The organism is Terrisporobacter vanillatitrophus (genome assembly GCF_051148895.1).
Lineage (GTDB): Bacteria > Bacillota > Clostridia > Peptostreptococcales > Peptostreptococcaceae > Terrisporobacter > Terrisporobacter vanillatitrophus.
In genome coordinates, this window is sequence record NZ_CP154625.1 from 2841266 (window position 1) to 2867283 (window position 26018).

Here is a 26018-nt window from a genome sequence, read left to right on the forward strand (position 1 = left end):
AGTTATTAGTTGTTTGTTTTTTCTTATAGCCTATAAGTTATTTTAAGAATAATGTATGTTTTCGAAAACCGTTTTCTTGCATTCATCTAGATGACTATATTTATATATTATCATAGGATTTTTATAATAACCAATTGATAATATTCTATCAATTCATTGATTTTATATATAGTTTTTAGTATATTTAGTTTAAGAAAATTCATTTTTACTTATATCCATATATTTAACTGTTTACAATTAATGAATTAAAATAAATATTTATATTACAAAAAGGAGAGTTAATATTGAATTTATATCATTTACGTTACTTTGTTACTTTAGCTCACTTAGAGCATTACACCAAGGCAGCTCAGAAACTTTCTATTACTCAACCCAGTTTAAGTAATGCTATTTCTTTGTTAGAAGAAGAATTGGGAATTCGTTTATTTGAAAAAGAAGGTAGAAATGTAGTTTTAACTAAATATGGCAAGATATTCTTAAATAGTGTTGAAAAATCTTTAGATATACTAGACTCAAGTGTCAAAGAGTTAAAAAATGTAGGTATGGGTGAAGGGAAAATTGACTTAGGATTTTTAAGAGCTTTAGGAACAGAATTTATTCCAAAAGTATGCCAAAATTTTTTAGATGAAGATCCTAATAAAGATATAAAATTTAATTTCAATACAGCATCCACTACCTCAGATATTATTGAAGGATTAAAAAACAGAAATTACGACATAGCATTTTGTTCCAAAATAGAAAAAGAAGCAAATATTGATTTTACACCTGTAGCTAATCAAAAACTAGTTTTAATAGTTTCACTTGACCATCCATTAGCAAGTAAAGATTCTGTGGACTTAAGAGAAACTATTAAATATCCTCAAATAATTTTTAGTGAAAAAAGTGGTCTTAGACCTATTATTGATAACTTATTTGAAAAAATAAATGAAAAACCTTCTATTTCTTATGAAGTTGAAGAGGATCAAGTAATTGCTGGATTAGTAGCTAAAAATTTTGGTATTGCAATAGTTCCATATATGAACATACTAAATTTCCTAGATGTTAAATCTTTGGATATAAACTATCCAAGTTGGGAGAGAAATTTCTATATTGCTAATCTAAAAGACACTTATTTATCACCAGCTGTTAGGGAGTTTAAAAACTTTGTAATCACTAACTACAATAAAAGCCAAATATAATATTAATACTTTATATAAAACTTTTATAGAGATTTAAATTAAATATAGTTTTATATTAAGAATTATATTTTTCAATATCTAAGGTTCCTTCTGATTTAGATACTACTAATGCTGTTGCTGCATCTCCAATTACATTTAGAGAAGTAGTATACATATCCATAGGTCTATTAATAGCCAATAGTAAAGCATATGCTATAAGTGTAGCATCGTTATTATATCCCATTCCTGATATTACTGTAAATAATACTATCATTGATGAACCTGGTGCAGATGGAGTACCTACTGATGCTATAAGAGCTAAAATAGCAATTAAAAGCATATTTCCTAGTGTTACTTTATAACCTGCACTGGCAGCTATGAATACAGTACCAACCACTTGCATTATAGCTGTACCATTCATATTTATTGTCATTCCCAAAGGCAAAACAAAAGATGCAATATCTTTACTAACACCAAGCTCTTCTGTAGTAGTCTTTAAGTTTAGAGAAAGAGCAGCTGCAGATGAAGCTGCAGAAACAGCTAAAAGAGCAACTTTTGTTATTTTTTTCATAAATATTATTGGATTTAAACCTGTTGTTATATAAATAAATGAACTATATAAAAACACTAGACATATGGATGCCGCTATAGTAACTGTTGCAAGATATGCAAAAGCGGGTCTAAGATGTTCTACTCCATATACTGCAAAAGTTCTTGATATTAAAACGAAAACAGCTATAGGGCCAAAATTATATATTACATAATTTAAAAATACAGTTATTATATTATTCAAATCAATAAATAATTTTTTTATAATTAGTATTTCACCTTCTAGTTTATTAATACAAAGTCCAATTACAGCACCCAAAAATACTACTGCTATAACACGACCATTAGTTATAAGTACAGTTCCTATGTTATTAGGTACAGCATCAAGTATTACCATTAAAGGATTTCCACTAGAAGCAACTTGACTAACACCACTACCTGATATAGAAACATTAAATAATCCTAAGTTATAAGTAATAAAACCACATATTATGGCAATAATCAAAGCACATGTTGAAGTAGCTAAAAAACCTAATAAAGTTTTTCCTGAAATACGTCCTAATTTTTTTGTATCACTAATTTGACACATTGCAATTGCTATAGAGGAAAAAATCATAGGTACTATTATTAACTGTAGACAATTTATAAATAGCTGCCCTATTATATAAAATATACCTATTGCATTTTTACCTTCTTCTACACTAATATCTTGAAAAAATAAATTATTTATTACTGTCCAGACAGATTCATAGCCATGGGAGTTTAAATATTCTCTCAAAAGAAGTAATAATAAACCTGTAATTAATCCTACACCAAGAGCAATCCCCATGTTTTTAGCTAATTTATTTACATTATTTTTATCATCATTTCGCTCAATATTTTCTATAGGTTTTGAAATCATAAAAAGCCCCTTTTCATTATAATAATATTTTTATTATAAACTTTTATTTATAATATTTAATACTTTATTAAGCTCTTCTACATTTATTTGACCTGGAGCTGACGCTTTAGATACTGCTCCAAAAGTTAAACAAGAACCAAATACTTCCCCACATAAACGACTTATGGCACCTTGACCTGCCATAGACATAGTTATTATCGGTCTATCAGCATATTGTTCACTCATTATTACAGTTGCTTCCAATAATTCTAAAACATCCAATTTACACTTAGGCATTACAGCTATTTTAGGAATATCTGCACCTAAATCTTGCATTTTTATCAAACGACTTACTATGTCACCTTTTGATGGTGTTTTCTCAAAGTCATGATTTGAAGCTATTACTTTAACATTTGATTCATGAGCTGATTTAATTATTTCCTTAACATAATCATCACCAGTAAATACCTCAACATCTACTAAATCTACTAATCCTGTAGCCGCCACTGCTTTATTTAATTTTACGTATTCTTTGTTTTCTATGGATTTTTCTCCACCTTCCTTTGATGTACGGAAAGTAAATAATAAAGGTAACTCTTTTAATTCATTTCTCAAATCAACTAAAACATCTTTTACTTTTTCTAATTGGAATACTCCGTCAAACCAATCAACACGCCATTCCACTACATCAACTTCTACATTTTCTAAAGCCCTTGCTTGATTTAATATATCTTCTTTTGTAATACCAACTATTGGCACACAAATTTTTGGTTTTCCTTGTCCAAGTATTACATTTTTTATTTTTACTGTATTCATATTATCCTCCAAATAAAGGAGTTGTATAACTATCTATACAACTCTCATATTATTAAACCTGACTATATACCTATATCCCTAAAAATTCTTTCATATGATTTATTGGCATTGGTTCTCCTGTCCATAATTCAAAAGCTGCTGAACCTTGGAACAACATCATTCCTAATCCATTCATAGTCTTACAACCAACTTCTTTAGCCATTTTTAGCATTTCTGTTTCTCTCGGTGAGTAAACAACATCTGCCACTATTAGTTCTGGTCTGAAAAATGATTTATCTGGTATATAAGTTTTTCCTTCTAGTGGCTTCATTCCCATACCTGTTGCATTTACAAATATAAAACTATCTTCTATTTCTTTTTTTAATTTATCTAAATCTTGTAAATCATATAAAGCTGCTTTACATGAAGTATTTTCATTTATTTTTTTAACAGTTTCTTGTGCATTATCCCAAAATTTATCTTTTATATTAAAAATAGATATTTCTTTAACCCCATCTAAAGCTGCTTGTATTTCTATTGCAGTAGCTGCTCCACCAGCTCCTACTATAGTCATCTTTTTACCTATAACATCAATACTTTGCTCTTTTAACGATTGCATAAATCCTATACCATCAGTTATATGTCCTATTAACTTTCCATTTTCATTTACTACAGTATTTACTGCTCCACATAATTGAGCTGCTGGCGATATTTCATCTAAGTATTTGTGTATTACTGTTTTATTTGGCATTGATACATTGCAACCTCTTAATTTTAAAGCTCTAAGACCTTTTACTGCATCTTCTAGGGAATCGTTATCCACCTCAAAAGCTAAGTATGCATAATCATATCCTAATTTTCTAAATGCTTCATTGTGCATTGCTGGTGAACTTGAATGTCTTATTGGATAAGCCATTAGTCCTATTAATTCTGTATGTCCTGTTATTCTTTTTTCCATTCCTCTAATCTCCTTCTTATCTTTTTATAATATAATAAATGTTCAAATTGTTAAAATTTTAATTATTAATTTTACTTAATTTCATTATATTAAAAAAAATAAAAATCTACCAATTGATATTTTTATGTCTTTTTATAGTTTTTCTCTATGATTTATTTAGTTTTATTAATAACGAATTTTACAAATTCATTGACAGCTGGAGATAAATATTTATTTTTTAGTTTAGCCATATAAATATTTCTATTATATTTTGGATTTTTAATTTTTATAATATTCACATCTAAATGATCTAATATAGGTATTTTAGGAATAATTGCTATGCCAAAATTCCCCTCTACTAAACCTGCCAATGATTCATCTTTCTCTACTTCATATATTATATTTTGTTTTTCACTTATTTCCATAAACATATTATCTATAAATGGTCTTAGCCCACTATTTTTTTTAAAAGCTATATATTTATAATTAATTGTATCTTCTAAATTAATCTCTTTATAATTAGATAGAGGATGGGTTTTGGGTGTAATTAATACTAGTTCCTCTTCTTTCACCTTAATAAATTCTATATCATCTTCGCTTTCTATTTTGGAGCAAAATCCCACATCATAATCTTCATTTTTTAGACCATTTATAATATCCCATGTATTACCATCTGAAAATGTAAATTTAAAGTTTTTATCTTTCGTTTCTTCCAAAAAACTATTTACTAGTAGGGATATATCTTTCATTCCAAAAGTATATATATATCCCAAATCTATTATTCCACTAGTTTCACTAGTCAGAAGTTTTACTTTTTTTACTCCTTGATTTAAAGTTTCTAGTGTTTTTTCTGCATATTCCAAAAACACTTTACCATATTTAGTCAACACAACATTTCTTCCTTTTTTTTCAAACAAGTATGTTCCCAACTCTTTTTCTAAAGATGATATTGCATTACTTAAACTAGGTTGGGTAATAGATAGTTTTTGTGCAGCATTAGTATAATGCTCTTCTCTTGCTAATGTTACAAAATATTGCAAATGATTTAAATTCATCTCGTTCCCCCTATATATAATCTTAATTTTTAAAATATTTTTTATAATTTTAATCTTTCTCCAATTTTACTATAACCTATAGTTTTTTTCTATTATTTTATATAAAAATATCAATTTGTTTTATCAATCTTTATAATTTAAAATTTGAATTGCAAGGAAATTATTTTTTTAACAATAAAAATATTAAAATATTAAACTACATTTCAAATAAAGGGGAGGTTTATTAGTTATGAATAATAAATATAAAAATTTATTGTCACCTTTGACAATAAAACATATGACACTTAGAAATCGTGTAATGATGTGCCCTATGGGAACTAACTATGGAGAACAAAATGGAGAAATGAGTTTTCTTCACATAGACTACTACGAGCAAAGAGCAAAAGGTGGTACTGGACTTTTAATGGTAGAAAATGCCAGTGTGTACTCACCACAAGGTTCAAACGGAACTACTCAGCTTCGTATAGACCAAGATAGTTATATAGCTAGATTATATAAACTGTGTGAAAGAGTTCATAAACAAGGTGCTTGCATTGGTATACAAATAAATCATGCTGGAGCATCTGCCATGTCTTCAAGAACAAATATGCAACCAGTATCTGCATCAAATATTCCATCAAAAGATGGCGGTGAAATACCTGTGCCATTAACTAAAGATGAAATTATAATTATAACAAAAAAATATGGAGAAGCAGCAAAACGTGCTCAAATGGCTGGATTTGACTGTGTAGAAATCCATGCTGGTCACTCATATTTAATAAGTCAATTCTTATCTCCGACAACAAATAATAGAACTGACGAATTTGGTGGTTCTATTGAAAATCGTACAAGATTTGCAAGAATGGTAATAGATGAAGTTCGTAAAAATGTTGGACCGTTCTTCCCAATATTCCTTCGTATTAGTGCAGATGAATTAGTTGAAGGTGGTAATACTTTAGATGATGTTTTAAAATATCTAGAACTTTTAAATGATGAAGTTGATGCATTTGACGTTTCTTGTGGATTAAATTCATCTATACAATATCAAATAGATTCTAATTATTTCCCTGATGGATGGCGTTCATATATGGCTAAAGCTGTAAAAGAAAAGTTTAAGAAACCATGTGTATCAATGGGTAATATAAGAGATCCTAAAGTTGCTGAAGAAATATTATCCCAAAATCATGCTGATATAATCGGAATGGGACGTGGATTAATTGCCGATCCTGAATGGGTAAATAAAGTTTCCACTAATAGAGAAGATGAATTACGTAAATGTATATCATGTAATATAGGCTGTGCTGGCAATAGAATAATGTTAAATAGGCCAATTAGATGTACAGTCAATCCATCTGTAAATGAAGGAGAAGATTACTTAAATACAAAAACAAAAAAACCTTGTAACGTAGTTGTAATTGGTGGTGGAACATCAGGTATGGAAGCTGCATGTACTGCTAGTGAAGTGGGTTGTACTACATTCTTAATAGAAAAACAAGATCACTTAGGTGGATTAGCTACTGATATTTCAAAAATTCCTGATAAAAAAAGATTAGCTGATTTCCCAAATTATTTAATTAATAGAACAAATAAACTAAACAATTTATTTGTATTCAAAAACACTGAAGCTGATGTTGATTTTATAAAAAATTTAAAACCAAATATCATTGTTAATGCAACAGGCTCTACTCCTTTACTACCTCCAATAAAAGGGTTACACGATTATGTTGATAAGGATGGAAGCAAAATAAGCTCAATAAACAATATGATAAAAAATATAAATGACTATCCTGAAGATTTATTAGGAAAAAATGTTATTATTATAGGCGGAGGAGCTGTTGGCCTAGATGTAATGGAGTTTTTTGCAAAGAGAAATGCATCAGTTACTGTAGTTGAAAAAATGCCTATTATTGGGAACGGTCTTGATCCAGTTACAAAAGCAGATACTTCTTCTACTATGAAAAAACATAATGTTAATAAACTTACAAACACTTCTCTATTAGAAGTTAAAGAAAACTCTTTCTATGTGGAATTAGAAAATGGAGAAAAGAAAGATTTATACTTTGATTATGGATTTGTTTGTTTAGGTATGAAATCAAACAATCCTATATTTGATGAATTAAAAAATCATTTCACTGACGAAGTAGAAATATTAAATATAGGAGATAGCTTTAGAGCTAGACGTATTATTGAAGGAGTTTTTGAAGGAAGAAATATTTTAAATACTCTATCAAAATTAAATTACTTAAACTCAAAAAGTGTATAATTTACAAAAATTAATTTTTTAATATAATTATATTTAAATTATTGTAAAAGGTTTTAAAATCCTATATTCTATATATAGAGATATGAATCCCATATCTTTAATTTGTTTTTTGTTATGTGTTGTTTAAAAAATGTTTATTTATGTGTGTATGTAAACGGAAAAATAGGACGATTTTATCGTCCTATTTTACTTTTAAAATTTTTTTATATAAGATTTAAAAGTCGTTTCATATTTTTCATCATTTTTACTTAAATTAAGTTTAACTGATATCTTGTTATTTTCTATCATTACAGATATATAATCAACGTAGTCGCCTATTTCATATCCTCCAGGTTCACTATTTCCACTACTGTTTAATGTATTTATAAACAGTTTTTTATTGCTTTTATAACTTACTTCCTTATCTTTTACATTTCTATATTGATTTTTATATTCACATTTTATTGAATTAATTTTTATATAAGATGAAGTATCTCCTTTTATGGTATTTCCATTTAAATCACCTATACTTATAATTCCATTGCTATTTTCTATAACTTTATTAATTTGATAACACATTTCTTCACCTTGTTCATACAATTCCACATTATCTTCAATAGTTTTTTTATATTTATTACTAAAGAATAGAAATGAATATAAGCTTAAGGAAATAGTAACTATAATAAATAAAGATATTATGCTTTCTAAAAGCAAGTAACCTTTTCTACTTTTCATATATTCCCTCTTTGTATAGTACCCTTCCGCTTACTGGCACTATTGTTATATATTTATAATTATCACCTTTATTAATACTTATGGTACCACCACCATTTTTATATAGACCAGTAGTATAAAAAGTTATTAAGGAATTATTCTGTCCTATTGGAAAATTTAAGTTTACATTCTTTGGTAAATACACTCTTTTATCTTCTTTTTTATTTTTTTGTAAAATATAAGACCATTTGTTACCTTCATTTAGAAATCTAATATAAACATTGGGATTGTTTAACATATTTTCTCTTCTTACATAACGTATGTCTGAACATAATTCTTTTGCAAAAAATTCTATTTTATAGTTATCACCTTCGTATTTCATAAAACAAATACTGGATAAGATGACCATTATACTTATTGTTACTATAAGTTCAAGCGTACTCACATTCCTTCTCGCTTCATATATTATTTCTCCTCGTAATTATAAAATGTAATCAAATCACCTTCATTTATTTCAGCAATTTGATTCTCAGTACTTTCAACATTAACTTCCATATTTAAATCTTCTTGTTCATTCATATCTGATTCTTTTAATTCTTCTGAACTTTTCTCTATTTTACCAAACCAAGGATTTTTAATTTTCACGCTTATTAATGCATATTTATCGTGATTATTAATTTTGCTTTTTGTTGAAATTTTATAATGAATATATTCTTTTGTAGACAAGATATTATCAAAAGCCATATCTATAGTTCTACTCGTAAGACCTGTATTTTCAATTTGCTTTACTTTATTTATAAATATGGCACTATTATTTTTAGTTAAATAATTATAAAATTCATCTTCTATTTCTGTGTTTTCCACAGCATACTTAACTTCTTTAAGCATGTTACTATAAATAAGTTCAATAACTCCAAGATTCTCTTCCTTAAGCTTTTCAGTTTTATATTCTAACTCACTGATTCTGTTATTACTTAAAATTAAACTGGAACATGTAATACATATTAAGCTAATTATTGAAAATGTAATAACAGACATAATTAAAATTGAACCTTTATTCCTTCTTTGTAACATAAGTATTAAGTTCCATTTCTCTATTATTATCTGATACTTTAACTCTTAAATCATAACAATTATAATAACTAATTGGAGTAACTAAAGTTTTCACTTTAAAATTGTTAATCCTTTGCTCCTCGTCATATCTACCTATATTAGTGCTCTTTTTTATTTTATTTCTTTCATCTTCGATCTTTTCCTTAGCTATATATAACATCTGTCTATTATGATTATTTTTCTTAAGCAAAATAATATTATTATGCAATGTGGACGTAATTATAAATACTATCATACTAACAATAAATAAGCTTATTACACATTCTAAAGTTGTGAATCCTTTTCTTTTAATTCTCATCATCCTTTCTAAAATATTACTTTAGTGAATTGAAATATATATTCTTTATTTCTTCAAAATCATCCTCACTTGTTTTTATATTTTCCCATATTTCATAAGCTAATAGTCCTTGATTAATTAACATATTAATGCCATAAACAACTTTTAAATTATTATTCTTAGCCCAAGATAATAATGCAGTTTCATGAGGCTTATATACAATATCACATACTAGTAAATTTTTTGGTGGATTTATATTAATATCTATTGGACAATCCTTAGACCCCATTCCTATTGGCGTAGTATTAATTAAAATATCAAATTTTTTTAAATCTTTTTCTTCTACTGAATTTGTATTGTAATGAGCTTTTGATAAGAAATTACTATTAATTAAGTTACAAATATTCTCTGCCTTTTTTTCATTTCTATTTCTAATTTCAATATGAGAAACTTCTTTGTTAGCCAATTCTACAGCTATACTTCTACAAGCCCCTCCAGCTCCTAAAATAATTATTTTTTTATCTTTTAAATCATAACCTTCATCTGTTAAAGATTTTATAAATCCTATACCATCTGTATTATAGCCTACTAACTCATTATTTTCATTTTTTATTGTGTTTACAGCTCCTATAAGTAGTGCATTTTTATCTACTTTATCTAGATATGGAATTATATCTACTTTATAAGGAATTGTTACATTACAACCTTTCATATTAAAAGTCTTTATACTTTGTGCTACATTTTGTAAGTTATTTTTTTCTATTTCAAAACACATATAAATGTTATTTTTTTTATATTTTTGTGATAAATAATTATGTATGCTTGGTGAAAAGCTTTGGCTTACTGGTTGTCCCAGAAGACCTATTAATTTTGTGTTAGAATTTATATTCATAATAGCTCCTTTATTAGTTTATTATCATATCTTTTGTAATTTATACATCTTATTTTAACTATAAATCACATATTTTCTTATATTCATTATAAATAAAGTTTTCATCAATTACCTTAATAGTTTTTTCATTATCATTAATATTTTTTTCAATATTAAGTTCAATTTCAATTAATATGCAATCATCCTTGTTAGTCCTCATGTCTACTTTTCCCTTATACTTGTTTACTATTAACTTTGCAATGGACATACTCAAATTGAGAATTTTTTCTTCATAATTATCCAGATACTGCTCATAGTTATATCTTTTAAAATTTTCTATTGTAATTATTACTTTATCTACTTTAGTTTTTATACTAAAATCAATTGTACTTTTTATCCTAGAATTTTTTACTATTACAGACAATAAGGTAAGAATAGCTTTAGTCATATCATCTGAATCTATTTTTGTATATATTTCCTCTTCATCTGTATCAAATACTATGTTAATACCTTTATAAACAGTATACTTATTTAACTGAGTAACTATATCTTCACATAAAGATACAATATCGTAAATTTCATTACTTTCATTATGGTTATCTTCTTCTAACTTAGATAATTCCATAATCTTATTAATTAATGTAATCAAAATCTCCACATGTTTTTTCATAACTGATATAGAGTTGGCAAACTCTCCATCAGGCTCTCTTTTAATAATATCTTTACAATTTCTTTCTATAAATTGATTACTACTATGAAGTAAGTTAGCCGGTGTTAACAGTTCATGGGACATATTTATAAAGAAATCATCCTTGTCCTTATTAATAATTTCACTTTCTAAAATTTCTTTTTTCATTGATTCTACTTTAATTTCTTCTGTAATATCTCTAATTATTAGTACCATTTTAGTGGATTTATTAATATTGATAAGTACCACACTACTTTCAATATTTATTAATCCTCCGTATCCATCCTTTAGAGTTTTTCTTATGTATTTAATATTTTCATTTATATTACCAGAACTAATTGCTATGTCATTATATATTTCATCCAAGTCCATATTTTCTATATCTTGAATTTTGAATAATTCAAAGAAAGTATTATTTGCATACTCAAACTCTTTACTTTCATAATCTAATACACATATTGCCTCAGGTATAGTATCTATTAAAGTTTTATATTGATTTGCACTCACTTCCAATTTATTAAGCAACTTTTTGTAATTAGAAATATCTTTTATTTCAATTAAACTAATTTCCTCATCGTCTTCAATAAATTTGATTCTATCTATATATAATGAAATTTCTTTACTTTCATCATCAATATAATTTATTTCACCTTTTGTCGCACTATTTAAAATTATATTCTTAATATCCCTATTGTTTAAATCTATATCTAACTTGTTATTATTATAAATTATCTCTTTATTTTTTTCTAATATTATAGAGTATGGTATATTTTCAACTATCTTTTTATACTTCGTATCATTTTCTTGTATCTTTAAGGCCATTTTCTTTTCATATGTAATATCAGATAAAATACAAATTACTTTTGAAGATTCATATTCTTCATATAAAGAAAAGACACATTCAAAAATCCTACCATCTTTTATTGTTACTTCAATAATTATACTTTCACTATAATATCTTGCATCTTCTATACTTTTTAAAAATTTTTCTTTTTCTATCATATTATCATTTAAAAAATCATCTAATTTTATTGCTGTATGATAGTCCTTATATGAATTAAACATGGTTTTAAAGACAACATCATTATTAATGATATAGTTATCTTCATCTATTAGTAGTGCACTCTTTTTAAACTGTCCTAGAAGAATATGTAGATTTTTTTCTTTTAAACCATAGTCTTCTTGCAGTATTTTATTAACCATTCTATAATTATTCAATCTTTCATCATATAACTTCATATTTATGGCACTTCTATTTAAATTACTTTCTGTTTTAGCATATTTTATATTAGGTTGCTCAATATAAAATATATAAGTTTTTAAAAAAATAAGTGAAACAATTAATAAATCTAGAAGTATATTACTATATATAAGACAATTAATAATATGACTTTGCAATACTAATATAAAATTAATAATATAATATAATGAAATAGTCTGTATCAATTTAGGGTACTTAGTATAATACAAGCAAATATTACCTATAATAAGACTTATAATAATAAAATCATTCAAATTAATATATATATTATTAACACTTAAATAAAATGAAAATATACAAACTACATAATTTATAATAAAAATAATTCTACTAAGCAAATTTATCTTTTCATCGTTAGATATAAGATAAAACAACATTAATACTATTATATCTCCAACTAAAAACATATAAAATAAATTATAATCATTAGAAATTATAGTCTCTTCTGCTATTCTATTTAAGTAATAGCATATTTTCATTATTAGAATGGTTCCTATCAATACTAATTGAATTATGTTTTTTTTACTTTTTCTAATGCCTATACTAGATAAAATAATAAAAAAAACACATAATAATAAGGAAATAGTCAGTGTATTCAAATTTACAATAAAACCATTCATTACTCCCCCCCCTATTTTTAAGTTCTAAGCCAAATATATATCAGAAAACTCTAAATCAATAGATTCCCTATCTATTATAATATTTTCAAGTTTATGTCTATTTTCTTTAGTACTTTCTAAGTAATTACCTTTAAGTATTACTTCAAATTTACTTCCATAACCTATCTTGCTATTAACTTGAATTTTAGCATGGTGGATCAAAGCTAACTTCTTAACAAGATATAAACCGACGCCTGTTCCTTCTGCTGTTCTAGATAAGGACCTATTAACTTGCTCAAAGTTTTCGAAAATAAAGTCAAGCTTATTACTAGGTATTCCACTACCATTATCTTTAATAGCTATTGTTATATCTTTTTTATCTACTCTTAAAGATACATTTATTTTTCCACCTTTTTCAGTGAATTTTATTGCATTAGACAATAAATTAAGTATAATCTTTTCAATTTTTTCTTTATCCATAAAAATTAGAACTTCTCTTTTATTACTTTCAAATGTTATATCCAAATTTTTAGGCTTTGTATACTCTCTGCACAGCTGCACAAGCTCATCTAAATATTTAACTATATCATAAATCTTATAATCCCTATAATATATACCTGCCTCTATCTTACTTATCTCTTCTATATTATTTAATAATCTTTTTAATCTGTAAGAATTTTGTTTAACTGTTTTAGTATAACTTCTTACTCCATCATAATTATATATATCTTTATTGTTGCCTAAAAATTTGTTAATTTCAAATATGGTGTTTATTGGTTTTTTTATAATAGAAGAAACCCTTGTTAAAAACTCAGTTTTAAACTTATTTCTTTCTTTTATCATTTGAAGTTTATTATATACACTCTCTAGTTGTTGTTCAATTTCTAGATCTCTTACTATAACAAGCAAATTATCTTGTTTTGGTACTTTCTCAATGGCTATTGATATCTTTTTATTTTTCTCTTGATTTACATAAAAAGTTTTAAAATTAACTTCTTCATTATTTTCTAAATATGTATCTATTATTTTATTAAAGTTATCTAGTCCCATATCTTTTAACAGTCTCATCATGTATTTATTAGTATATACTTGCTTTTTAGTATATTTATTAACTAATATAATCCCTTCTGGTAAAGTTTGAATTAATCCATAATAAGTCTCTTTGTTTTCATCAAGTTTATTCAATGCAACTTCATGTTCCGTACAATCACTGGCAATACTTAATATCATTTTTTTTCCATTTAATCTAAAAGTGGATGAAATGAAATCTATAATTTTACCGTTTTCCAATTCTAATTGACTTTTTTCTTGATCTTTTATACCATTTTTTAATATAAAAATATTGTGTAAAAACTCATCCTTGCTATCTTTACTTATTCTTTTTTCTATTTTATCCACAGTCCATACATTTTTTATAGATGAATCTAAATCAAGTATATCCATCCCTATTTTATTAATATAACTAATATTATCTCCATCATGAATAAATACACCATCGCTTAATATATCCATTAAAGTTTTATATCTTAATTCACTTTTTTTCAATTTATCTTCTTCAAGAGATATTTCAGTGATATCTTTTAATTCACAAATTATTCTTTCTCCATCCTCATAGTAATCTTTTACTAAAACTAGCTTATACTTTTTATTAACAAGCTCTATTTGTAAAAAATTTTCTTTTCCAAAATCCATCTTACTTATTTGATCAAATACATTTTTAGAGTCTTTATCTAACTCATTGCTTATAAAATCAGTAAAGCTAAAGTTTTCTACATTGTAATTATTTTCTGTTATAAATTCATCAAAATACTTATTCTTAAAAATACATTTATAATTAGATGCATTTAAAATTATTATAGGAATATTAATTACCTCAACAATGCTAGATAATTTATCATTAACAGTTTTAATTACGTCTCTCATATAATTCTGTATGTAAGCTTCTTTTTCTATTTCTTTTATTGTTCTTGATATATATTTCTTATTCATATGAAATTTATTTTTATTCAATTCATTTTCCTTATGTTTTCTATATATAACGTTAATACATAAAATACTTAAAATACATAGGTTAATTAATATTTCATATATTGCATCCGTAATCATAAAACCATAAAATTCTGTATATATTAGCCCAATTGTAAACATTGCAGGAATAATATATTTTTTCAAACTTCCTTTGCTTTTTATTTTTATTTGAAATAACATAACAAGTTTTAAAAAGTTTACTATAAAAGATACTTCAGTAGTATAGTTCATTATTAGCCTAATATTATATTCTTTTAATTGCATTATTAGTATTTCTAAAAAAAATAATGTCAATATCAACAATGTACTCTTATTTTTTGATATCTTATATATGAATATTAACAATAATGGTATTGCTATGTTTGTAATAATTTTTAATAAATATAATAATTCACCATACTCATTTAAAATCATAAAGTTTCCCCCTTTATAACCTGACAACAGTAATAACTTATTTATAAATTGAATACACTTAGTTCATTACTAAAAAACACGATTCTTGAGTATAAACTTCATATTTTTTCTCTATTTTTATCATATAAGTTATATTATCATAATTATATTAAATATTTTGTCAATTTCTGGGTATAAATAAAAAAGTTATACACGACAAAAAAAGCCTTATTCAAGGCTTTTTTCTGATTTTAATTCTTTTCTCAACTTTTTAAGAGCTTTTTTTTCAATTCTTGATACATAAGAACGTGATATGTTAAGTTTTTGAGATATTTCTCGTTGAGTTTTATATCCCAAAGGTGTAAGTCCATATCTTAATTGAATAATTTCTTTTTCTCGATCTGTAAGAATTTTATCCAATTTTTCATAAAGTTTACTTATTTGTACTTTTAATTCAACCTGATCTATTACATAATCAGGTTCTGTACCTAATATATCTATTAAGCTAATGGAATTCCCTTCCTTATCTACACCAATAGGGTCTTGAAGAGAAACTTGCACCTTATTTTTTTTATTAGTTCTGATATTCATTAGAATTTCATTTTCTATACATTTTGACGCATAAGTTGCTAGTCTTGTTCCCTTATCTACTTTAAATGTCTCTATGGCCTTAATTAAACCAATAGTCCCTATTGATATAAGATCATCCTGATCCTCATTAGAATTATTATATTTTTTTGCTATGTGAGCCACTAGTCTCATGTTTCTCTCTATTAAAATTTCTTTAGCTTCTTGATTATTTTCGTTTTTTAATAAATATAAATAATGTATCTCTTCTTCAGGGGTTAATGGTTTTTCAAATGATTTTAGAATAGTCAACAGGCCACCCCCTTTTTTAGGTGTCACTCTAAATTATATGAAAGTGACCTGGTAAAGTTGACTATTCTTAGTTAAATTTATTTTAAATTTTCACAGATTTCTTTGAAAATCGGAGTTGCTGATTTACTTTCCTTTTCTGTTCCCTCAACTATAATTGTTATTGCATATTTAGGATTTATTTCTGGGTAAAAACCTGTAATCCATCCATGAGATATGTCTTTTCCATTTAAACTACTTTGAGCAGTACCTGTTTTTACACCACATCCTCCTTTTAAATCGGCTAATGCTTTTGCTGTACCAACCTTTGATACTTTCATCATCATATTTTTAATTCTAGTCATAGTATAAGGAGACATTATATCTGATTTTTTATTAGTCTTGTATTCTTTTATGGTGTTTTTATTATTATCTATAATACTATCATATATATATAATGGCATATATGTACCATTATTAGCTATTACTTGAGTAAGTTGATTAATTTGAAGTGGAGTAAATTCTATATTAGCCTGACCAATAGCTAAATTACTAAGAGCTATATCTTCAGGTATTTTAGAATTCTTTTCTTCATCTATTCCTATATCTACTTTTTCATCTAAATGAAGTGTTTTTATGGCTTCAAATATTTTTTCACTACCTACCCGTTTTGCTATATCATAAAATGCGCAGTTACAGGAATTAGCTAATGCATCGCTAACATCTTGTGAACCATGGGCCACATTATTATTACAATTCAATACTTTATTTGAAGATCCTATTTTTGTGCTCCCATTACAGTAATATCTGTAATTTTCATCTATTACATTATTCTCAAATGCTGCATATAGTACTACCAGCTTAAATACAGATCCTGGAGGATAGGTAACAGCTAGTGCCCTATTTTGTAGTTCACCTTTTGTACTATTACTATAATCATATATTTCATTTTGATTAAAATTTGGTCTTGAGCTCATGGATAAAATTGCACCCGTTTTAACATCTGATATTATTACTGAACTTGGATTTTCTTCTTTGTCCATAATTTTTTCTACGTTTTCTTGTATCTTAGAATCTATGCTTATTTTAAGATGTGAAGAATTTTCTCCACTTGAACTTTCTTCTATACTACCTTTTAAGTAATTAAGGCCTTTATTATTTACGCCTGCTTTAAACACTGATACATAATTTTTATTACTATCTTTTAGTTCTTCATTCATATATTTCTCTATACCACTAACTCCATTATTTTCTGATTTTTTTACGTATCCTATCAAATGAGTTAGTAGATTATTATCTGAGTATCTAATAGTTTTTTCATTTACTGAAATATTTTTCTCTTTTAAGTCATCTATTTTACTTTCATCAATATAGTCAATGTCTATTTCAATAATTTCATTTGATAACTGTTCTTGTACTGCTTTATATATATCTTCTTCCGTTAACTTTGTTGCTTTTTTTATAAGGGCTACATTTTGATAATTGCCACTTATTATATCCTTTGGTACAAGTAATACCTTAGTTTTTTTCTTATCTGTAAGGGGTAAATTATTTCTATCATAAATTATTCCCCTTCCACTATTTAAATTTATTGTTTCTAAACTTTGTCTTTCTACTTTACTTTCATATTCTTTATTTTTAAATATTGCTAAATTTGATATTTCATATGTTAGATAAGTGCACAATAGTAAAAAAACAATAAAAAAACATTTTATCCTTCTTCTTATTAATTTATTTGATGTGTTTTTTTTCGTCCTTGTCATTCAATCACCTCTTATCATTTGTAATTATTTTTAACAATTAAAAGAAAAAAAATACTGTAATGGTAAATTTTATACTAAATAATATATTATTATTTTTGATCACAAAAAAAGCTTCCTATTGGAAGCTTTCATATTTTCTTTCAAAGAACCTGCTTGCTTTACCTAAAATTTTTGTTAATATTTCTAAATCTTCACCTTTAAAAGCTTCTAATATAGCATCTATCATATCTTTATGGAAAATATTATGAACATTAAATACCTCTTCTCCTTTTTCAGTTAAGTTAACAAGTACTACTCTTCTATCTTCTTCAATCCTTTTTCTTTCCACGTAACCCTTTTTAATAAGTCTATTTATTGCTGTAGTTAGAGTTCCAACAGTAATTCTTAAATCATGAGCAATTTCTCCCATTGTTCTATTTCCTTCTTTACCTATTGCTTCTATAGTATGTATTTCTGTAATAGACAAATTAGCAAATTCCGTATTTTTCATTGCTTTTTCTTCAATATGTAAAATATCATTAAATAATTGCACTAGTAATTTATTTAGAACTTCCTCTTTTTTATTTTCCATAGTTTATACTCTCCGTCCTTTATATTATAAATGTATTATAATAAATTTTTTGATACAATTCAATCTCTACCATTTATATTTAATTTTTATAATAATACATTTCTATTTTATTATTTCTTATACTCTTTACTTATAATGCCCATAAATATTATCAAATAATTACAATATTAAAAAATGCACATTTATTTTCATAATTGTGCATTTTAATATTATTATTTTGTATAATCTATATTTGCTTCTAAATAAAATCCAGTTGTTAAATCTCTATGATCTATATTTTGTAATTCTTCTAACCAGTTTTTATCAAATTGCCAGTTATCTGGATTATTTATAAATTCATCAATAGCTTTTCTATATATTTTTATTACTTTTTTAGTATATTCATTTGATTTCAGATGTCCTTCTACAGTTAAAATAGTAACACCAGATTTAATAATCTCTGGAATAAATTCTATCATACATAAATCCTTTGCCCCATAGAATATAGTACCACCTTCATCTTCATATATTGGACAATATTGACCTGGTCTTTTTTCTTCTACTAAATTATAGTGTTTTTCCTCATCATATTTTCCAGCATCTTTACTTGTCATATAGTTTGATAATAATCTTCTACCTGAGTATGACATTACCATTGATCCATGAACAAAGGCCTCTATTTCTAAGTCCCATGGTGCATTTTTTCTTATTTCAATTATATCCTTAAGCCCTAATTCTTTAGCAAGTACAACTCTTTTAACACCTAAATCATAATAAAATCTTGCTGTTTCATAGTTATAAATATTAGCTTGTATACCCATATGAACTTTCATATTAGGTATCACTTTTCTAACTATTTCTAAAGTCCCTGGTTCGCATAATATTAGACCATCTACTTTTATTTCATTTAACTTTAATAAGTATTCTTCTAACTTAACAAAGTCATTGTTATGCGGTAATAAAGATATGGTCACATAAACTTTTTTATTTCTTTCATGGGCAAAGTCTATACCTTCTTGTAAATCCTCCATAGAAAATTTATTTGATATAGTATCCATTCCAAAAGTTTGACCACCTATATATACACTGTCTGCTCCACTTTCAAGAGAAACCTTTAATCCTTCTAAATCTTTTGCAAATGATGATAATTCTAAGTTTAACATTATTCTTCAACCCTTTCTGCTTCCTTGTAACTTAAAGCTACTCCATCTCCAATTGGTATTAAAGATGTACTTAAGTAGTCACAATTACATATATAGTCTAAGTAGTTTCTCATTCTTTTTACAATAGTTTTTTTTCTTCTCATTACAAGAGCATCATCAGCAATCATACCTTTATAAAGGATATTATCCGAAATTAAAAGGCCACCAACTTTAAGTTTATCTATTACTAAATCATAAAATAATTGGTATTGACCTTTAGCTGCATCTAAAAATATCATATCAAATTCACCTTCAACATTTTTTAATAATTCTTCCGCATCTCCTTCTAATAAGGTAATTTTATTATCAAATCCTGATCTTTCAAAGTTTTTCTTCGCTTGTTCAATCATTTTTTCATTTCTCTCTACTGTTATTATTTCAGCTTCTCCATTTGTAGAACTTGAAAATAAAATAGATGAGTATCCTATGGCACAACCTACTTCTAATATAGTCTTTGGCTTTTGAACTTTTAATAAAACTTTTAATAAATCCGATACTTCTTTATGAACAATGGGCACATTATACTCAGCTGCATATTCTTCTAATTCTTTTAATAAACCTTCTTTATCTTTTAGTGTTTCTCTTATATATCTTTCAACTTCATTATTTACAATATTACTCAATTCTTTCACTCCTTAATTTATTACTTAACTTGCTCTCTTCAAATTAATAGGATTATATCTCAAATTTTTAAGACATAATCCATACAAACTATTAATAATATACTTACCCTATTTATCTGTAGAATAACTATTATTTCTTTCTTCTCTATCTGTTCTGTATTCCTCAACATTTTTCACGTGTTCTTCGTAAGTTTTACTATAAGTATTTCCACCTTCTATAGTTGCCACAAAATATAAATACTCTGTATTTGCTGGATATAAAACTGCTTCTATAGATTTTATACCAGGATTTGCTATAGGTGTAGGTGGTAAACCTTCAACCTTATAGGTATTATATGGAGAATCAATTTTTAAATCATTATAAGTTATACTTTTCTTTCTTTCTTTGAAAATATATTGAATTGTTGCATCAGATTGTAATGGCATGTTTATTTTTATTCTATTATAAAATACACTAGCTATTATTGGTCTATCTTCATCAAGTACAGCTTCCTTCTCTACTATTGATGACAAATTAATCACTTCATATAAAGATTTATTAAGTTCATTTTGTCTTTTTTGTAATTTGTCAGTATATTTTGAATCAAAAGTTTCAAGCATATGTTCTAAAACTTCTTTTTCACTTTGTTTTTCATTAAAATAATAAGTACTTGGATATAAAAAACCTTCTAAAGACTTAATTTTTTCGTCATCTAAAAATTTAAATTTCTCTTTAAATTCTTTTGGATTATTTATAAGTTCTTCATAAACATTTTTTTCACCCAATTTGTTTTTCGCAAGAATATCCATAATCTCAAAAGAAGTAGATCCTTCTGGAACTGTTATTTTTATGCCATCGTTGTAAACTTTGCCTTTAGACAAATCCTTAATTATTTCCTTATTTGAATAAGTTTGATTAAATAAGTACTTTCCAGATTTAAGCTTTGAAGAATTATTACTCACTCTTACATATAATTTAAATAAAGTTTTATTTTTAATTAAATTGTTTTCTTTTAATATATTTGTAACTTGGCTTAAAGTAGATCCTGTCGGTATATCTATTACAATGTCTTCTTTATTATTTTTATTATATGGACCCATTTGTTGAATAACTACAAAAGTTGTCACAATAATTAAAACTAAAATTGCAATTAAAACAACTACAATTTTTTTACTTTTGTCATTGTTCAAATTCATAAGTTGCTAACTCCTTATCTCTTTTATATCCTTTTTATTATAAATCTAAGGTTAAAATATTTCAATAAAAATGTCGTAAATTAAAAAATTCACTTTGCTTAGTTTAATATGCTAAAAATTAAAAAAAGCTTAACTTTATTTTTTACAAGTTAAGCTTTTTTAAACATTTAACTAAAATTTACTTATTCCATCTTTTGTCACAACGCCATATATTAACTTTTTAGGTTCAGATTTTTCATTATTTATTATATAAGCATTTTTAAATCTTCTCTTAGCATCTTCAAATTTATTTTCTCTATTAAAGTGCATTAAAGCTAAAGTATCTCCTTCATTTACAAAGTCTCCAACTTTTTTCTTCAAGATTATACCTGCACTTAAGTCTAACTCATCTTCTTTAGTTTCTCTTCCTGCGCCAAGTATCATTGCACTTACTCCAACAGCTTCTGCTTCAATTTTATCTATGAAACCTGTTTTATCAGATTTTATTTCAACTATATGATTTGCTTTAGGTAATAAAGAATAATCATCAGCTACTTCAGGATTTCCACCTTGATTAGCAACAAATTCTTTAAATTTTTCTATAGCTGCACCAGATTCTAGGCCTTGCTTTATTCTTTTTACTCCATCCTCATAGTCAGAGGCTATTTTAGATGATACTAACATATATGCACCTAAAGTTTCACAAAGTGTCATAAAGTCTTTTGGACCTCTTCCTTTTAGTGCTTCTATTGCTTCTATAACTTCTAAAGAATTACCAACAGCACTTCCTAAAGGTTCGTCCATATCACTTATTATGGCAATAGTTTCTCTATTCATAGCTGTTCCGATTTCTACCATTTCTTTAGCTAATTCAAAAGAGTCATCTAAAGTTTTCATAAAAGCTCCATCTCCAGTTTTAACATCTAAAACTATGGCATCTGCTCCAGAAGCTAATTTTTTACACATAATAGAAGCAGCTATTAAAGATATATTATCCACTGTTGCTGTAACATCTCTAAGAGCATACATTTTTTTATCAGCAACTGCTATTGATGCTGTTTGACCACAAACAGCTATTTTTATATCATTTACTGAATCTATAAATTTCTTAGGAGTCATTTCTATTGAAAATCCAGGTATAGCTTCTAGCTTATCCAGAGTTCCTCCTGTATGTCCAAGACCTCTACCTGACATCTTAGCCACTGGAACACCACAAGCTGCCATTAAAGGTGCTAAGGTAATTGTAGTTTTATCTCCTACTCCACCTGTAGAGTGTTTGTCAACTTTAACACCATTTATTGCAGATAAGTCCATTACCTCTCCCGAATTCATCATGGCCTCTGTTAAACAAGCAGTTTCTTGCTTATTCATTTTATTTAAGTATATAGCCATTAAAAGAGCTGATACTTGATAATCTGGAATTTCTCCCTTTGAATATCTATCTACGAAAAAATCTATTTCTTCTTTTGTCAATTCTTCTTTATCTCTTTTTTTTCTTATTATATCGTATATTCTCATGATTGCCTCCTAAAAGTTTGCTTTGTTCCTGTTCCCAACGATCTTTAAAAACAGGCTGTTACTACATCAAGATGTTGGAAGTTTTACTACATTATCTCATTCTTAAAACTTTCACCATTAACAGGTAATTTAACATTTAATATATCTGCTACAGTAGCACCTATATCTGCAAAACTTTTTCTTATTCCTAAATTTACTCCACTTTTAATATTTTTACCATACACAAGTACTGGTATATATTCTCTAGTATGATCAGTTCCTTTATAAGTAGGATCATTACCATGGTCTGCATTTATTATTAATATATCCTCTTCTTTCATTGATGATATAATTTCAGGTATTCTAGCATCAAATTCTTCTAGGGCTTGTTTATATCCTAAAGAGTTTCTTCTGTGTCCGTATTTTGAATCAAAATCAACTAAGTTTGTGAAGATTACTCCATTATTTTCTTTTTTAATATAATTTATAGTTTGATCCACGCCATCCATATTATCTTTAGTATGTATAGCTTCCGTTATACCTTGTCCATTAAATATATCTTCTATTTTTCCAACACCTATAACATCTAAATTAGATTCTTTAATTGTATCTAATACTGTAGGTTCAAATGGATTTAATGAATAATCTCTTCTGTTAGAAGTTCTTTCAAAGTGTCCTGCTTTCTCTCCTATATAAGGTCTTGCTATGATTCTAGCTACAGCATTATCACCCATCATTATTTCTCTTGCAATTTCACACATTTTGTATAATTCTTCAAGAGGTATTATTTCTTCATGAGCTGCAATTTGGAATACACTATCTGCTGAAGTATAAACTATTACATCTCCAGTTTTCATTTGATGTTCACCGTATTCATCGAGTATAGCTGTTCCAGAAGCTGGCTTATTCCCAACAACTTTTCTTCCTGTTCTTTTTTCAAACTCGTCTATTATTTCTTTTGTAAATCCATCTGGGAAAGTTTTAAATGGCTGTTCTACTAAAACACCTGTCATTTCCCAATGACCTGTTGTTGTATCTTTCCCACATGATAATTCATCACATTTACCAAAAGACCCCATTGGATTTTCTTCTTTTGGTAAATAATCTATTCCATCTATATTTCCAAGGCCTAATTTAACCATATTAGGTAATTTTATATCATTATGGTTTTTAACTATATTACCTAAAGTATTTACTCCCATATCTCCGAATTTCTCTGAATCTTTAAGCGCACCTACTCCAACACTATCTATAACCATCCATATTACTCTACTCATACAAATTTCCTCCTTATATGTCTTCTCTTTTCCTTGGATGCTTGTCCTTAATTTCTTTTCTAATATTATTGTCCATTTGGTTTAAATATAGCTGTAAACTAGCCAAATTGGAATTACCCAATATCCTGCTTACAACAGCTAAATTCGCTCCACCTTTTAATAAATGTATAGCAAAAGAATGTCTAAGTATACTAGGATTAATATTTTTACTTATATTAGCCATATTAGCATATTTTTTAATTACTTTCCAAAGCCCTTGTCTTGTAAATCTTTGTCCTTGAGCATTAACAAATAGTGCATATTCTTCTATTTTGGCTAAACTAGGTCTTCCCTCTTTTATATATTTCTCTAAATATACTTTAGTAATTTCACAAAGTGGTATTACTCTTTGATTTTTACCCGTATTACAGTATAAATAATCAATTTCTAAGTCTACATCTTGCAAATTTAATTCTACAAGTTCTGAAACCCTTATGCCTGTTCCGTATAATACTTCAAAAATAGCCTTATCTCTTATTTTTTTAGGACAGCTTAAATCAGGAAATTTCAAAAGAGATTCAACTTCTTCTTCTGTTAAAATTTCAATTTTTTCTCTTTTTATTTTTGGTTTTTTTATAGTATTAGCTGGATTAGTTTCGCTAATACGATTTAAAAATAAATATTCATGAAAAGACTTAACAGAAGAAGTTACTCTTGACACCGTAGCAACAGAATTATTTTGTTTTTCTAAGTTTACCAAAAAATTAATAATGTCATACTCTGTTACGTCTTCAATTTTAATATTCTCACACTTTAAATAATCTAGGTACTTTTTAATATCCGTATAATATGAACATATGGTATTTTCTGATAATTTTTTTTTGGATTTAATATAGTCAATATACTGTTGTAAAACTTCCATAAATAGCTCCTTTTATCTTACTAGGAATTGCAAAATACCAATGCTAATTGCATTTAATAATAATTGAGCTGATGCACATATTACTATTATAATAATACCATTTAACAAGTATCTTCTACCTAAAAATAAGATCCCTTCTTTTCTTCCTCGTTTATATTCTTCGTAAATATTTTTAATATAGTAAAAACTCACGGCAATAATTAATATTGCCCCTGGTATTATAATAAAATTTTTTATTACCATAATCAATATCATTTTTATACTTTTAAATTTAATTAATAAAATAAAGCTATTAATAGTATAGCCTATTGATATTCCTTTTAATAAAAAACTTATTATAGCTAAAGGAAAAGTAAATACAAATAATGAAAATAATACTATGCTTCCTAAAAAAATGATATTTTCTCTTAAATTAGAAAAAACTACAGCACTTATGTTTATATCACTTCCTTGGCCATAGTAGTCATTCAAATTATTTATACTATCTAACACTATATCTTGTCCATTTGAAAAAACCTTATTTAAATAAGTTCCTATGGCTACAAATATAATAAAGATAATACTTAAATAAATTATTTCTTTACTTATTCTTAAACTATCTCTTTTTCTTATTGTTCTTCTCAAATTTATAACCTCCTCTTATCCTAACATATATTT

At 26.2% G+C, this 26018-nt stretch carries 23 protein-coding genes; 2 read left to right on the forward strand and 21 right to left on the reverse strand.

Annotated elements, in window-relative coordinates; translation table 11 throughout:
- Positions 1–284 precede the first annotated feature (284 nt).
- Positions 285–1178 carry a LysR family transcriptional regulator gene (locus TVTCOM_RS14110; RefSeq protein WP_434796911.1) on the forward strand — a complete coding sequence of 298 codons (894 nt, stop codon included), beginning with the start codon at positions 285–287 and terminating at the stop codon, positions 1176–1178.
- 55 nt (positions 1179–1233) lie between these two features.
- On the opposite strand, the gene TVTCOM_RS14115 is transcribed toward TVTCOM_RS14110, so the two are convergent.
- From TVTCOM_RS14115 to TVTCOM_RS14130, 4 genes are all read right to left on the reverse strand, one after another.
- Positions 1234–2607 (reverse strand): dicarboxylate/amino acid:cation symporter, encoded by a 1374-nt coding sequence (locus tag TVTCOM_RS14115; RefSeq protein WP_434796912.1) that lies wholly within the window; start codon positions 2605–2607, stop codon positions 1234–1236.
- 33 nt (positions 2608–2640) lie between these two features.
- A complete protein-coding gene (gene aroD / locus TVTCOM_RS14120; RefSeq protein WP_434796913.1) occupies positions 2641–3402 on the reverse strand; it encodes a type I 3-dehydroquinate dehydratase in 762 nt (253 codons plus the stop codon).
- A gap of 70 nt (positions 3403–3472) precedes the next feature.
- Complete coding sequence (locus TVTCOM_RS14125; protein WP_434796914.1) at positions 3473–4339, reverse strand: shikimate dehydrogenase; 867 nt, start codon at positions 4337–4339, stop codon at positions 3473–3475.
- 152 nt (positions 4340–4491) lie between these two features.
- Positions 4492–5373 (reverse strand): LysR family transcriptional regulator, encoded by an 882-nt coding sequence (locus TVTCOM_RS14130; RefSeq protein WP_434796915.1) that lies wholly within the window; start codon positions 5371–5373, stop codon positions 4492–4494.
- A 229-nt stretch (positions 5374–5602) separates the two neighbouring features.
- Here TVTCOM_RS14130 and TVTCOM_RS14135 point away from each other — a divergent pair, with 229 nt between their 5' ends.
- Entirely contained in the window at positions 5603–7615 is a 2013-nt protein-coding gene (locus TVTCOM_RS14135; protein WP_434796916.1) for an FAD-dependent oxidoreductase, read from the forward strand.
- A gap of 192 nt (positions 7616–7807) precedes the next feature.
- Here the strand turns inward: TVTCOM_RS14135 and TVTCOM_RS14140 are convergent, their stop codons facing one another.
- The 17 genes from TVTCOM_RS14140 to TVTCOM_RS14220 all read right to left on the reverse strand — a co-directional run bounded on the left by TVTCOM_RS14140 (position 7808) and on the right by TVTCOM_RS14220 (position 25985).
- The gene (locus tag TVTCOM_RS14140) at positions 7808–8329 is read right to left on the reverse strand and encodes a hypothetical protein (protein ID WP_434796917.1); all 522 of its coding nucleotides are present in this window, start codon (positions 8327–8329) and stop codon (positions 7808–7810) included.
- Positions 8319–8690 (reverse strand): hypothetical protein, encoded by a 372-nt coding sequence (locus TVTCOM_RS14145; RefSeq protein WP_434796918.1) that lies wholly within the window; start codon positions 8688–8690, stop codon positions 8319–8321. Before TVTCOM_RS14145 ends, TVTCOM_RS14140 begins: the two co-directional genes overlap by 11 nt.
- An 83-nt stretch (positions 8691–8773) precedes the next feature.
- Positions 8774–9382 (reverse strand): hypothetical protein, encoded by a 609-nt coding sequence (locus tag TVTCOM_RS14150; RefSeq protein WP_434796919.1) that lies wholly within the window; start codon positions 9380–9382, stop codon positions 8774–8776.
- Positions 9363–9719, reverse strand: a complete 357-nt coding sequence (locus tag TVTCOM_RS14155; protein WP_434796920.1) for a hypothetical protein — start codon at positions 9717–9719, stop codon at positions 9363–9365. Before TVTCOM_RS14155 ends, TVTCOM_RS14150 begins: the two co-directional genes overlap by 20 nt.
- A gap of 16 nt (positions 9720–9735) precedes the next feature.
- A complete protein-coding gene (gene aroE / locus TVTCOM_RS14160; RefSeq protein WP_434796921.1) occupies positions 9736–10590 on the reverse strand; it encodes a shikimate dehydrogenase in 855 nt (284 codons plus the stop codon).
- Positions 10591–10648: 58 nt separating this feature from the next.
- Positions 10649–13138 (reverse strand): PAS domain-containing protein, encoded by a 2490-nt coding sequence (locus tag TVTCOM_RS14165; RefSeq protein ID WP_434796922.1) that lies wholly within the window; start codon positions 13136–13138, stop codon positions 10649–10651.
- 24 nt (positions 13139–13162) lie between these two features.
- Complete coding sequence (locus TVTCOM_RS14170; protein ID WP_434796923.1) at positions 13163–15559, reverse strand: ATP-binding protein; 2397 nt, start codon at positions 15557–15559, stop codon at positions 13163–13165.
- A gap of 207 nt (positions 15560–15766) precedes the next feature.
- On the reverse strand, positions 15767–16417 hold the full coding sequence (sigK, locus tag TVTCOM_RS14175) for an RNA polymerase sporulation sigma factor SigK (protein ID WP_434796924.1): 651 nt from the start codon (positions 16415–16417) through the stop codon (positions 15767–15769).
- A 77-nt stretch (positions 16418–16494) separates the two neighbouring features.
- Complete coding sequence (locus TVTCOM_RS14180) at positions 16495–18156, reverse strand: peptidoglycan D,D-transpeptidase FtsI family protein (RefSeq protein ID WP_434796925.1); 1662 nt, start codon at positions 18154–18156, stop codon at positions 16495–16497.
- Positions 18157–18271: 115 nt separating this feature from the next.
- Complete coding sequence (locus TVTCOM_RS14185; protein ID WP_434796926.1) at positions 18272–18727, reverse strand: MarR family winged helix-turn-helix transcriptional regulator; 456 nt, start codon at positions 18725–18727, stop codon at positions 18272–18274.
- Between the two features lie 212 nt (positions 18728–18939).
- A complete protein-coding gene (locus TVTCOM_RS14190) occupies positions 18940–19869 on the reverse strand; it encodes a peptidase U32 family protein (RefSeq protein WP_434796927.1) in 930 nt (309 codons plus the stop codon).
- Positions 19869–20531: an O-methyltransferase gene (locus TVTCOM_RS14195; RefSeq protein WP_434796928.1), complete on the reverse strand. Its 663-nt coding sequence runs from the start codon at positions 20529–20531 to the stop codon at positions 19869–19871. The genes TVTCOM_RS14190 and TVTCOM_RS14195 overlap by 1 nt, the downstream gene beginning before the upstream one ends.
- Positions 20532–20639: 108 nt before the next feature.
- Complete coding sequence (gene mltG, locus TVTCOM_RS14200; protein WP_434796929.1) at positions 20640–21707, reverse strand: endolytic transglycosylase MltG; 1068 nt, start codon at positions 21705–21707, stop codon at positions 20640–20642.
- 171 nt (positions 21708–21878) lie between these two features.
- Positions 21879–23204: a pyrimidine-nucleoside phosphorylase gene (locus TVTCOM_RS14205; RefSeq protein ID WP_434796930.1), complete on the reverse strand. Its 1326-nt coding sequence runs from the start codon at positions 23202–23204 to the stop codon at positions 21879–21881.
- A gap of 86 nt (positions 23205–23290) precedes the next feature.
- The gene (locus TVTCOM_RS14210; protein WP_434796931.1) at positions 23291–24460 is read right to left on the reverse strand and encodes a phosphopentomutase; all 1170 of its coding nucleotides are present in this window, start codon (positions 24458–24460) and stop codon (positions 23291–23293) included.
- A 13-nt stretch (positions 24461–24473) separates the two neighbouring features.
- Positions 24474–25361, reverse strand: a complete 888-nt coding sequence (locus TVTCOM_RS14215; RefSeq protein WP_434796932.1) for a tyrosine-type recombinase/integrase — start codon at positions 25359–25361, stop codon at positions 24474–24476.
- Positions 25362–25373: 12 nt separating this feature from the next.
- A complete protein-coding gene (locus TVTCOM_RS14220) occupies positions 25374–25985 on the reverse strand; it encodes a stage II sporulation protein M (protein ID WP_434796933.1) in 612 nt (203 codons plus the stop codon).
- Between the last annotated feature and the right edge of the window lie 33 nt (positions 25986–26018).